Raw genomic sequence first — 11572 nt, forward strand, 5'->3', positions numbered from 1 at the left:
CCCCCACTACCGCCGGCGCACCGCGTGGCGCGTCGGCACCCCGGTGGTGCTCCTGCTCTCCGGCTCGCTGTTCGCCGTGAGCGCCGCCAGCAGCCAGGGCACCGACCTGCGTCCGGGCCGCTACACCGACGTCGCGTCCCTGGTGCGGGCGGAGTCCACCTCCTACGAGCGGCTGCGCCAGCAGGTGCAGGACCTCAACGGCGAGGTCGCCTCGTTGGCCGCCGCCGTCGACGACCCCCAGGTCGCGCGCCTGCAGCAGCGCACCGCGGAGCTGAAGTCGCCCGCCGGCCTCGAGCCCGTGCGCGGAGCCGGCGTGAAGGTCACCCTGAGCGACAGCCCGCTGCCGGTGCCGAAGGACGACGACGGCCTCGACGACCGCTGGTTCGTCGTGCACCAGCAGGACGTGCAGGCCGTGCTCAACGCCATGTGGCGCGCGGGCGCGCGGGCCGTCACCGTGCAGGGGCAGCGCATCGTCTCCATCAGCGCCATCAAGTGCGAGGGCAACTCGATCACCATCCAGGGCGTGCCCTACCCGCAGCCCTACGTGATCTCCGCCGTCGGCGACCCCGGCGCGCTGCAGAGCTCCCTGACCGCCGACCCCTACCTGCAGGGCTACATCGCGCAGTCGCAGGACTCCCGCGTGCAGATCGGCTGGTCGCTCGAGGACGCCGACGTGAAGGCGCCCGCCTACGACGACGTGCTCTCGCTGTCCTACGCCAAGCCCGTCAGCTGAGCCCCAGAGCTGAGTCCCAGAGCTGAGTCCCTGAGCTGAGTCCCCCAGCTGGGCCGGCCGTGCCGACCAGCGGTCAGAACGGCGCGCCTCTGCGTCCCAGCCCCGGCAGCGCCCCGCCTCCGCCCGTGCCGGCGCCCGGGTTCGCCGGGTCGGTGGCTCCGTCCGAGGGCGAGGCCGACGGATCGGTGGTGGGCTCCTCGTAGGTGGACACGAAGATGTTCACCTCGCTGCCCTGGGCCTGGGTCTGGCCGGCGTCGGGGCTCTGGTCGGTGACCGTGCCCTTCTTCTCGGTGCTCGTGGGGTCGTCGCGGACGATCGGCTTGAAGCCGGCGCGGATGATCCGGGCCCGCGCCTGCGCCTCGGTGAGGCCGACGACCTCCGGCACCGCCTCCGGGCCGTCGGAGTAGTAGACGACCACGGTGGAGCCCGACGACACCTCCTTGCCGGCGACGGGGTCGGTGCGCAGCACCTGACCCTTCGGCTCGTCGGACTCGACGACCTGGAAGCGGGTCTTGAGTCCGCGCTCCTCCAGGCTCGCCTTCGCCTGCTCCTGCATCTGGTTGACGACGTCGGGGATCGCGACCTCGGGTCGCCCCGAGCTGATCGTGAGGGTGACGGTGGAGCCGGGGTCGACGAAGGAGTCGGCGGCGGGGTCCTGCGAGATCACCTTGCCCTGCGCGACGGTGTCCGACGGCTCGAAGCTGGCCGTGCCGACGGTGAGTCCGGCGTCGCCGAGTGCGGCGTTCGCGGCGTCCTCGGTCATCCTCACGACGTTCGGCACCTGGGTCTGCTCGGGCGCGGACGGGAAGAGCTTGGGCCACAGCAGCACGGCCGCGACGATGATGCCGATGACGAGCGCGGCCAGGCCGAGCAGGAAGCCGATGCGCGGGCCGTCGTCGTCGGCGCGGGGCAGCGGGGTGGCGACGGTGGGCTCGGCCACCGGCACCGGACGCGGCGTCACCGGCGGCAGCGGGGCCGCGGCGATCGGCGGCGGCACCTGCGCCTGCACGGGCCGCCCGGCGAGGTAGCGCTCGATGTCGTTGCGCATCGCGGCGGCCGACTGGTAGCGGTCCTCGACCCGCTTGGCCAGCGCCTTCATGACGATGGCGTCGATCTCGGGGGTGAGGTCGGTGTCGTGGTCCGAGGGCGGGAGCGCCTGCTCGCGCACGTGCTGGTAGGCCACGGCCACGGGGCTGTCGCCGACGAAGGGCGGACGGCCGGCGAGGAGCTCGTAGAGCAGGCAGCCGGCGGAGTAGACGTCGGAGCGGGAGTCGACGGCCTCGCCGCGTGCCTGCTCCGGGGAGAGGTACTGCGCGGTGCCGACGACGGCGGCGGTCTGGGTCATGCTCGACGCGGCGTCGCTGATGGCGCGGGCGATGCCGAAGTCCATGACCTTGACGTCGCCGCTGGGCGTGAGCATGACGTTGCCGGGCTTGATGTCGCGGTGGATGATCCCCGCGCGGTGGCTGTAGTCGAGCGCGGAGAGCACGCCGCTGGTGATCTCCAGGGCGCGCTCGGGCAGGATCTTGCGGCCCTCGCGCAGGATGTCGCGCAGCGTGCGGCCGGCGACGTACTCCATGACGATGTAGGGCTGCTGGATGCCCGAGCCGTCGGCGGCCGGCTCCTCGCCGGTGTCGTAGACCGCGACGATCGCCGGGTGGTTGAGCGAGGCGGACGACTGCGCCTCACGACGGAAGCGGGCCTGGAAGGTGGCGTCGCTGGCGAGGTCGGTGCGCAGGCGCTTGACCGCCACGACGCGGCCCAGACGGGTGTCGGTGCCCTTGCGCACCTCGGCCATGCCGCCGCGTCCGAGCAGCTCGCCGAGCTCGTAGCGGCCGCCGATGATCGGCTGATCGCTCATCCGCCGGTGCCTCCCTGCGTGGTCTGGCCCGGAGCCTGGCCGGGAGCCGGGGTGGGCGTCGGGGTCGGAGTGGGGGTGGGGGTCGGCGTGGGAGTGGGGGTGGGGGTCGGCGTGGGCGTCGGCTGGGGCGCGGCGCCGTAGTAGGAGACGGTGACGGAGTCGCCCGCCACCAGCTCGCCCTCGGGGGAGACCCGCTCGACGGCACCGGCGGTCTGGGTGCCGTCGTTGTCGAGCTCGTTGAGCACGACCTTCAGGCCGAGGTCGGAGAGCCGCTCGCGCACCTCGCGGTAGTCGCGGCCCTCGTAGTCGGAGCTCTGGACGTCGATGGTCTCGACGCTGGGGCTGGCCTCGCTCGGGGAGGGCGTGGGGGTGTCCTCCTGCGTGGCCGACGGGGTGTCCTGCGGCGCGGCGTCCTGCTGCGGCTCGTCGTCGCGGCCCAGCATCATCACCAGCACCACGATGCCGACGACCGCGGCCACGGCGAGCAGGGCCAGGAGGGCTCCCACGGCGGCCGAGCGACGCCGCGGCTCGGCCGGCGGGACGCCCTGGGTGACCGGAGTGGAGGCGGTGGGCGGTCCGCTGGCGCCCAGCCCGGCCGCGACGCCCGCGCCGGCCAGCACGCTCGTGGCGCCGAGCACCGCGGTGGGGGCGTCGTCGACGATCGGCGGAGCGGGCACGGGGGCGACCGCGGCGGTGCGGGGGTCGCGCAGGGCGGCGGCCAGCGCCGCGCCGTCGGGGTAGCGCTGCGCGGGGTCCTTCGCCAGCGCGCGCCGGACGACGGTGGCGAGGTCGGCGGGCACGTGGGCCGGCAGCTCGGGCACCGGCTGCTGGAGGTGCGCCAGCGCGGTGGCCACCGGGGTGTCGGCCTGGAACGGACGGCGTCCGGCCAGCGCCTCGAAGGCGACGACGCCGAGGGAGTAGACGTCGGAGGCGGCGGTGCTGGGGTTGCCGCGCGCCTGCTCCGGGGAGAGGTACTGCGGGGTGCCGAGCACGGTGCCGGTCTGGGTGAGGCCCGCCGACGTGGCCGCGCGGGCGATGCCGAAGTCGGTGATCTTCACCTGGCGGTCGGCGGTGATGAGCAGGTTCGCCGGCTTCACGTCGCGGTGGACGATGCCCTGGGCGTGGGCGGCGCCCAGCCCGGCCGCGGCCTGGGCGAGGAGGTCGCGGGCGACCTCGGCGTCCATCGGCTGGCCCTCGCGCAGCAGCGCGGAGAGCGGCTGGCCCTCGACGAGCTCCATGACGAGGAACGGCTGTGGGACGCCGCCTTGCACCCGCTCGCCGACGTCGTAGACCGCGGCGATGTTCGGGTGCTGCAGCGACGCGGCGTGCCGCGCCTCCTCGGCGAGCCGGGCGCGGAAGGAGGGGTCGTCGGCGAAGCCGGGACGCAGCGACTTCACCGCCACCGAGCGGTGCAGGAGCGTGTCGGTGGCGCGCCACACCTCGCCCATGCCGCCGGTGGCGATGTGCTGGTCGAGGCGGTAGCGGTGCTGGTCGTCGGCGTACCGGACGTCGTCAGTGCTCACTTGATGACCGCCTCCATCACGGCCTTGGCGATCGGGCCGCCGAGGAGTCCGCCCGCGATGTCGCTGCGGGGGACGGTCGGGGCCTTCTGGATCAGGACGGCGACGGCGACCTTGGGGTCGTCGGCCGGGGCGAAGGAGATGAACCACGCGTACGGCGGCACGTTCGGGATGCCGCTCTGCGCGGTGCCGGTCTTGCCGGCCACCTGGATGCCCGGGATCGCCGCCGGGCTCGCGGTGCCCTCGTCGACGGTGGAGACCATGAGGTCGGTGAGCTGCGAGGCGGTCTTCGAGCTGACGGCCTGCGAGAGCTGCTCGGGCTCGGTGGAGTCGATCTGCTCGAACTCCGGGCTCTGCAGGGAGTCGACGAGGTAGGGCCGCATGACCTTGCCGTCGTTGGCGATGCCCGCGGCGACCATGGCCATCTGCAGCGGCGTGGCCGCGACCTCGTACTGGCCGATGCCCGACTGGCCGGCCTGCGCCTTGTCGGCCTTCGCGGGGAAGGACGACTGCACCTGCGGGACCAGGTCGGTGAAGTAGGTGCTGTTGAAGCCGAACGCCTCGGCCTGCTTGCGCAGGCGGTCGGCGCCGAGCTCGACGCCCAGGCGCGCGAAGGTGGTGTTGCAGGAGTTCTCCATCGCCTGGGCGAAGGGGATGCGGCTGGTGCCGCAGTTGCGGCCCTCGTTGTCGATGAGGCCGGTCTCGCCGCGCGTGAGCGGCAGCTGGTAGGTGGCGCCGCCGGGCACGAGGTCGTTCTTGGTGTAGAGGCCGTCCTCGATGGCCGCGGCCGCGGTGACGACCTTGAACGTCGAGCCGGGAGGCAGCCGGGTCTGGATGGTGCGGTTGGTGAGCGGCTGGGACTTGTCGTCCTGCAGGCGCTTGGCGGCGGCGTTGACCTTCGAGAGGTCGTGGTCGGCCAGGGTGTTGGGGTCGAAGCTGGGCAGCGAGACCATCGCCAGCACCTTGCCGGTGCGCGGCTGCAGCGCGACGACCGCCCCCTGGCCGTCGGGGCCGAGGGTCTTGCGCAGCGCGGTGTAGGCGGCCTGCTGGGCGCTGGCGTCGATCGTCAGCTCGACGTTGCCGCCCTTCGACTGCTGGTTGGAGAGGAGGTCGACCAGGCGGCTGACGAACAGGCTGTCGTCCTCGCCGGAGAGCACCTTGTTCTGGGTCTGCTCCACCATCTGCTGGCAGCTCGAGCAGCCGCTGGACTGGGCGTTGTAGTAGTTGAACCAGCCGGTGATCGGCGCGTAGACCTGCGGCCGCGAGTACGTGCGCTGGTACTCGTAGCGGTCCTTGGACGGCACGCTGCGCGCCACGGGGGTGCGGCCGACGAGGATCGCGCCGCGCTCCTGGGAGAACGACGCGTCGACGGCCCGGCGGTTGCGGGAGTCCTGGTCGAGGGAGTCGGCACGCCAGTACTGCAGGTACGTGGCGTTGAGCATCAGCGCCAGGAACAGCATCAGGCAGAACACCGAGAGGGTGCGGATCGGCCGGTTCACAGTCGGATCACCTGCGTGGCCTCCTCGTCCGGCTCGTCCTCGCCGGACAGATCGGGGACGGGACGACGCGCGAGGTCGGAGATGCGCAGCAGCAGCGCCACGATCACCCAGTTCGCGACCAGCGACGAGCCGCCCGCGGAGAGGAACGGCGTCGTCAGTCCGGTGAGCGGGATGAGGCGGGTGACGCCGCCGACGACCACGAAGACCTGCAGCGCGAAGACGCCGGCCAGGCCCGTGGCGAGCAGCTTGCCGAAGCCGTCGCGCGAGATGACGGCGGTGCGCAGGGCGCGCTCGACGATCAGGCCGTACATGACGAGGACCGCCATGACGCCGGTGAGGCCGAGCTCCTCGCCGATCGAGGACATGATGAAGTCGGAGTTGGCGTAGGAGACCAGCCACGGGCTGCCCTCGCCGAAGCCGCGGCCGATGAGGCCGCCCCAGGCCATGCCGAACTGGCTCTGCACGATCTGGCGGCCGGAGTCGCTGGTGCCGTCGCCGAAGTAGGCGAAGGGGTCGAGCCACAGGTCGACGCGGTCGCCGACGCGGCCGACGAACATCGTCGCCGCCACCGCACCGACGACGAACATGATCGCGCCGACCACCAGCCAGCCCGGACGCTCGGTGGAGACGTAGAGCATGATCAGGAACAGGCCGAAGAACAGCAGGCTCGAGCCGAGGTCGCTCTGCACGACCAGGATGACCATCGCGATGGCCCACATGCCCAGGATCGGGCCGAGATCGCGTCCGCGCGGCAGGTCGACGAAGAGCACCCGGCGTCCGGCGAGGGCCAGCGCGTCGCGGTGCAGCACGAGGTAGCCGGCGAAGGCGATGACCAGCAGCACCTTGGCGATCTCGCCGGGCTGCAGCGAGAACGGGCCGATGCCGATCCAGATGCGCGCGCCGTTGATCTCCTTGCCGATGAACGGCGCCTGCGGCAGCAGGAGGAGCACGATCGCGGCCAGGCCGGCGGTGTAGGTGAAGCGGGTGAGCACGCGGTGGTCGCGCAGCACGATGAGCGTGGTGGCGAAGAGCACGACGCCGAGCGTCATCCAGGTCAGCTGCCGGCCGGCGACGTCGGAGTCCCGCGAGGCGAGGTCGAGGCGGTGGATGACGGCCAGACCCAGGCCGTTGAGGGCCGCGACGACCGGGAGCAGCACGGGGTCGGCGTAGGGCGCGACCAGGCGGACGACGACGTGCGCGGCGAGGATCAGCGCGGTCAGCCAGCCGCCGTAGCCGAGGATGTCGGGCGGGACCTTGCCCTGCACGCCGATGCCGGCCGCGGCGTAGGCGCCGATGCCGACGATCAGCGCGAGGACGAGCAGGAACAGCTCCGCGCCCCGGCGTCGACGGTGGACGAAGCCGAGCAGCGGGTTGGCGAGGGCGCCGGTGGTCGACATCGTCACTCCCCGCAGTCGGAGCTGGAGTCGGCGGTGGCCTTGAGGGTCTTCACCGTGTTCTGCGCTTCGGCGAGGCCGTCGGCGCTGATGCCGTCGCGGACGCGGCCGGCGTCGAAGCCGCAGAGGCTGTCGACGCGCAGGTCGCTGGTCTCGTACGGGTGGGAGAGCGTGAGGCCCGGCAGGTCGGTGTTGATGCCGCGGAAGACGACGACCACGCCGTCCTGCTGGCCCACGAAGTACTGCTGCTGGCTCCACGACCACGCCAGGGCGCCGCCCACCCAGAGGACGCCGACGAGCACGAGGGTGAGCAGCGGGATGCGCAGCCAGGCCAGGCGCTCGGGCGCGCGCGGGGCGTAGCGGACGGTCTCGGGGTCGGGCGGGTCGGCGGCGATCGCGTGGTCGGGCAGCTCCGCGGCCGGCATCTCGACGGCGTCGCCCGGCGCCGTGCCGGTCTCGACGGGCTTGGCCCAGCGACCCGAGCGGCGCCCGCGCGGCAGGCGGCGTCGCAGCTCGGCGGCCGAGCCCACCAGCAGCGGCTGCAGCTCGGCGAGCTCGTCGGCCCGCTCGGCCGCACCGGCCTCGTCGATGACGTCGGCGACGACGCTGGTGACGTTGTCGGTGGAGCCGGCGTCGAGGCTGGCGCGCACCAGCTCGACCGCGGCGAAGTCGGGGGTGCCGTCGCCGAGCAGAGCGGCGAGGCGATCGTCGTCGAGGACGCCGCAGACGCCGTCGCTGCACAGCAGGAGGCGGTCGCCGACCTCGAGGTCGACCATGAAGAGGTCGGGCTCGAGCTCGGTCTGGCCGTCGAGGGCCCGCAGGATGACGTTGCGGTGGGGGTGGACCCGCGCCTCGGCCTCGGTGATGCGGCCCTCGTCGATGAGGCTCTGGACGAAGGTGTGGTCGCGCGTCAGCTGGCGCAGCTGGCCGCCGCGCAGCAGGTAGGCCCGGCTGTCGCCGACGTGGCCGACCGCGACGCGGGTGCCGTCGAAGCGCACGAGCGTGGCGCAGGTGCTGGTGCCCATGAGGGCGGGGTCCTCGTCGACGAGGTCGGCGATGCGGTCGTGCGCCCGGTGCAGCGCCCCGGACACCTCGCCGAGCAGCGCCTCGGGGTCGTGCGCGTGGTGGCTCTCGTCGTCGTCGGGGACGGCGACGTCGAGGCGTCGCAGCTGGCCGATGGCCGTCGCACTGGCGATGTCGCCGCGGGCCGCGCCGCCGACGCCGTCGCAGACCGCGAGCAGGAACGGGCCGGCGTACCCGGAGTCCTGGTTGTTCTTGCGCACCCGACCGACGTCGGAGAGCGCGGAGTAGTGGAGCTGGAGCATGTCCGCGCCGCTCACTTCCGCACTTCGAGGATCGTCTTGCCGATGCGCACCTGCGTGCCGACGGTGACGGTGGTGGGCTGGGTGATGCGCACGCTGCCGATGTAGGTGCCGTTGGTGGAGCCGAGGTCCTCGACGAACCACTGGTCGCCGGAGGCGGCGATGCGGGCGTGGCGGGTCGAGACGTAGTCGTCGTCGAGGCGGATGGCGGCGTCGTTGCCGCGGCCGATGAGCACCGGGGTGGCGCCCAGCTCGGCGCGCTCGCCGGCATTGGTGCCGTCGACCACGATCACGTGGGTGGGCGAGCCGCGGCGCTTGGGCGGCGCCTTCGGCTTGCGCTCCTTCTCCTGACGCGTGCGCGCGCCCCGGGCGGCCTCGGGCACCCGCGCGCCGAACATGTCGGAGCGGATGACCGAGATGGCCGAGAGCACGAAGATCCACAGGATCGCCAGGTAGGCGACGCGGATCAGGAACAGCGTCAGCTCAGACACCGGCACGCTCCTCGATGATGCGGACGGTCATCGTCGTGTTGCCGACCCGGATCTCGGTGCCGTCGTCGGCCAGCGAGCGGCTGCGACGCTGCCCGTCGACCAGCACGCCGTTGGTGGAGCCGAGATCGACGACCTCGACGTGCACCTGCTCGGAGTAGGCCCCGCGGTACTCGACGCTGACCTGCGCGTGACGACGGCTCACGCCGGGGTCGTTGATGCGGATGTCGGCCTCGGTGCCGCGGCCGATCACCAGGCCCGGCGGGTGCAGCGGGTGCTGGCTGCCGTTGATGACCAGGAAGGCCCGCGCCCGGCGCACCTGCGTGTCGGTGGCCGTGCCGGTGACCCGCGCCTGGGCGCGGCTGAGGATGCGGAAGCGGCCGGTGGTGAGGTCGTCGGCCTGCTCGAAGTCGATCTGGATCGGGCCCGGGAAGGAGTAGCCCTGGGTGTCGGCGTGCGCCTGCACCTGCCGGGTCAGCTCGTCGGCCAGCGCGGAGTCGTACGGCGCCAGGCGCTCGAGGTCGGACGGCGAGAGCTCGATGTGGAAGGAGTTGGGCACCAGCCGCCGCTCGCGGGAGAGGATCTGCGCGTTGTTGTCGCACTCGCGCTGCAGGGCCGCCGCGATCTCGACCGGCTGCACCGCGGACCGGAACGCCCGCGCGAACGCCCCGTTGATGAGGGACTCCAGACGCTGCTCGAACCGCTGCATCCCGCTCACGAGCGCCTCCTCTCATCGTCGTCGACCCAGGAGCCGGCGCAGATGCGTGGCGGGCAGGCCGAGCGGCCCGGCTGGTCCGGGACGCGAGGCGATCGTAACGGGGCGTCGGTTCCGCGCCACTCACCCTGCGTGTGGGTCGGGCGTGCCGGGGGCTCGCGGCAATGACCCGGCTGACCGGGTGACTGTCTGCTTGGCACGCGAAATGTCGCGCGCCAAGCAGACAAGTCGCGTGCCAAGTCCGCCCGGAGGGCCCCTCAGCAGCCGACGGCGGCCGAGCGCGGTCGAGGATCGCGCAATCTCCCGATTGGTCCTGGCGCCGCGCCTGGGATAGCCTCAGGCCCGCTAGCGCGAGTGGCGGAATAGGCAGACGCGCACGGTTCAGGTCCGTGTGCCCGAAAGGGCGTGGGGGTTCAACTCCCCCCTCGCGCACTGGCAGTCAGGCCCCGGGGATCTCCCCCGGGGCCTTTCTCATGCCCGCGACGACGGGCTACCGGTGCGCGCGCAGCGACATCACCAGCGCCACGATCCAGCCGACGATGGTCCACCCGAGCAGCAGGGTGATCAGGCCGATGGCGGTGGAGTTCGCCTTCCCGCGGGTCACGGCGATCGCCCACGGGAGCAGATAGCCCCCGGTGAGGACGGTCAGGACCCAGGCGAGGACGAGGCGGACGGACGCGGCGGAGCTGGTGGTGGCCATGGCTCCATGGAACCTCGCACCTGGCTGCGGGCTCGACTCCCCCGCGGGGGAGAGCCGGGTGGGGTGGAGGTTAGGCTCGGGCCCAGTCGGCCGCGGCGCGTGCGCGCTGTGTGAACAGGGTCCTGGGGAGGGCCAGATCGCGCGCCGCGGCCGACGTGCCCTCTTCGGCGCCTCCGCGACCCGCGGATGGGTCGGGCCCCGAGCGGTCTGGACCGGATCGCAGGTCGCGTGATCAGCAGATGGTCAGCGCGTGATCAGCGTCGTCAGCGATCCGGCGTGGACGACGGTGTCGGCGCCGCGCACCAGCCGCAGCCGGACGACGACGTCGAAGACCGGTGTGCAGGCCGGGTTCACGGCCACGGCGTGGCGGCTGTAGATCATCCGGTGGTGCACCCGGGCGCTGACGTGGGCCTCGCGCTGGCGCTCCAGCAGGCGCCAGCCGCCGCACCAGGAGCCGTCGGAGCGACGCTGGCGCACCTTGACGGTGTGGGCGACGGTGGAGGACCCGCCCCGGGTGACGTGGCCGCGGCACAGGTTCCGGCCGCGGGTGGTGGGGTCCATGCTGCCGCCGACGGCCGAGCACACCGTGAGCCGCCCGTCGCTGACGACGCGGAAGCGGGTGGTGCCGGCGGCGAGGCGGACGGTGCGCGCCACGGGCGTCCAGGTGGAGCCCGGACGCCCGAGCAGGTGGGAGGTCAGGGACGAGACGTCGATCTTGCGCATGCTGGCGTTCATCGGGGCGCCGACGCCGAGGTAGCTGCCCGGCCGCACCGTCCAGACGTTGCCCGAGCCGCCGTGCGGGCGTGGCCGTCCACCGCCGGCGCGGGCGAAGCAGCGCACCATGCCGGTGCTCCGAGCGACGTAGACGGTGCGGGCCCGCAGCTCGGTGGTGGTGCCGCGGCGGGTGTTCTGGGTGGCGCCGACCCGCGAGCTGGTGCCGGCGGTGGGGTAGCAGCGGACGTTGACCGACGCCATCAGCACGCGGTCGCGGCTGCTGCGCGGGTGGTAGGCGCGCACGAGGGTCGAGACGTAGCGGCGCTCGCCCTTCACCGCCCAGAACGAGGTGCGGAAGAGCGTGCGTCCCGAGCCCCGGTGGGCCCGGATCGTCCGGGTGCCGCCGTAGTTGGTGCGGTACGTCGAGCCTCCGCGCGCCGACGGCGAGTCGGTGGCGGCCACGGCGGTGCCGACGACGCCGGCCACCAGGCACGCCGACACCAGGCACAGGACGGCGAGGGCGCCGGCCAGGACGGGGCGTGCGGAGCGGTCGACACGGGTGCGCGACGGGGAGGCGGAGACAGGCACGCGGGGACGGTAGACGGCGCGCGCGCCCAGGCCGGTAG

Annotated in this window: 10 protein-coding genes and 1 tRNA gene; 2 read left to right on the forward strand and 9 right to left on the reverse strand. The window is 73.1% G+C overall.

Annotated elements, in window-relative coordinates; all coding sequences use genetic code 11:
* Positions 1-733: DUF881 domain-containing protein (locus tag ACZDWJ_RS01325; RefSeq protein ID WP_463519104.1), on the forward strand; the 733-nt coding region annotated here is incomplete at its 5' end.
* Positions 734-806: 73 nt separating this feature from the next.
* On the opposite strand, the gene pknB is transcribed toward ACZDWJ_RS01325, so the two are convergent.
* From pknB to ACZDWJ_RS01360, 7 genes are read right to left on the reverse strand one after another with little or no spacing between them, the layout of a single operon-like run.
* A complete protein-coding gene (gene pknB, locus ACZDWJ_RS01330) occupies positions 807-2594 on the reverse strand; it encodes a Stk1 family PASTA domain-containing Ser/Thr kinase (protein WP_463519105.1) in 1788 nt (595 codons plus the stop codon).
* Positions 2591-4117, reverse strand: coding sequence for a protein kinase domain-containing protein (locus tag ACZDWJ_RS01335; RefSeq protein WP_463519106.1), 1527 nt, complete (start codon positions 4115-4117; stop codon positions 2591-2593). The genes pknB and ACZDWJ_RS01335 overlap by 4 nt, the downstream gene beginning before the upstream one ends.
* Positions 4114-5613 carry a peptidoglycan D,D-transpeptidase FtsI family protein gene (locus ACZDWJ_RS01340; RefSeq protein WP_463519107.1) on the reverse strand — a complete coding sequence of 500 codons (1500 nt, stop codon included), beginning with the start codon at positions 5611-5613 and terminating at the stop codon, positions 4114-4116. Before ACZDWJ_RS01340 ends, ACZDWJ_RS01335 begins: the two co-directional genes overlap by 4 nt.
* Positions 5610-7010, reverse strand: a complete 1401-nt coding sequence (locus ACZDWJ_RS01345; protein ID WP_463519108.1) for an FtsW/RodA/SpoVE family cell cycle protein — start codon at positions 7008-7010, stop codon at positions 5610-5612. Before ACZDWJ_RS01345 ends, ACZDWJ_RS01340 begins: the two co-directional genes overlap by 4 nt.
* Before the next feature lie 2 nt (positions 7011-7012).
* Positions 7013-8332: a PP2C family protein-serine/threonine phosphatase gene (locus ACZDWJ_RS01350; protein WP_463519109.1), complete on the reverse strand. Its 1320-nt coding sequence runs from the start codon at positions 8330-8332 to the stop codon at positions 7013-7015.
* An 11-nt stretch (positions 8333-8343) separates the two neighbouring features.
* The gene (locus tag ACZDWJ_RS01355; RefSeq protein ID WP_463519110.1) at positions 8344-8820 is read right to left on the reverse strand and encodes an FHA domain-containing protein FhaB/FipA; all 477 of its coding nucleotides are present in this window, start codon (positions 8818-8820) and stop codon (positions 8344-8346) included.
* Positions 8813-9526, reverse strand: coding sequence for an FhaA domain-containing protein (locus ACZDWJ_RS01360; RefSeq protein WP_463519170.1), 714 nt, complete (start codon positions 9524-9526; stop codon positions 8813-8815). The genes ACZDWJ_RS01355 and ACZDWJ_RS01360 overlap by 8 nt, the downstream gene beginning before the upstream one ends.
* A gap of 354 nt (positions 9527-9880) precedes the next feature.
* On the opposite strand from ACZDWJ_RS01360, the gene ACZDWJ_RS01365 reads away from it, so the two are divergent.
* A tRNA-Leu gene (locus ACZDWJ_RS01365) sits at positions 9881-9964 on the forward strand.
* A gap of 58 nt (positions 9965-10022) precedes the next feature.
* On the opposite strand, the gene ACZDWJ_RS01370 is transcribed toward ACZDWJ_RS01365, so the two are convergent.
* Both ACZDWJ_RS01370 and ACZDWJ_RS01375 read right to left on the reverse strand, forming a co-directional pair.
* Complete coding sequence (locus ACZDWJ_RS01370) at positions 10023-10232, reverse strand: superinfection immunity protein (RefSeq protein ID WP_463519111.1); 210 nt, start codon at positions 10230-10232, stop codon at positions 10023-10025.
* A 243-nt stretch (positions 10233-10475) separates the two neighbouring features.
* Positions 10476-11534 (reverse strand): hypothetical protein, encoded by a 1059-nt coding sequence (locus ACZDWJ_RS01375; RefSeq protein ID WP_463519112.1) that lies wholly within the window; start codon positions 11532-11534, stop codon positions 10476-10478.
* Positions 11535-11572: the final 38 nt, after the last annotated feature.

The sequence above is a fragment of the Nocardioides sp. B129/18 genome (assembly GCF_055282735.1).

Bases quoted from the DNA above. Each gene is read 5' to 3' on its own strand.
- ACZDWJ_RS01345 (WP_463519108.1), bottom strand. From the start codon at position 7,010: ATGTCGACCACCGGCGCCCTCGCCAACCCGCTGCTCGGCTTCGTCCAC.
- ACZDWJ_RS01360 (WP_463519170.1), bottom strand. From the start codon at position 9,526: ATGCAGCGGTTCGAGCAGCGTCTGGAGTCCCTCATCAACGGGGCGTTC.
- ACZDWJ_RS01350 (WP_463519109.1), bottom strand. From the start codon at position 8,332: ATGCTCCAGCTCCACTACTCCGCGCTCTCCGACGTCGGTCGGGTGCGC.
- pknB (WP_463519105.1), bottom strand. From the start codon at position 2,594: ATGAGCGATCAGCCGATCATCGGCGGCCGCTACGAGCTCGGCGAGCTG.
- ACZDWJ_RS01370 (WP_463519111.1), bottom strand. From the start codon at position 10,232: ATGGCCACCACCAGCTCCGCCGCGTCCGTCCGCCTCGTCCTCGCCTGG.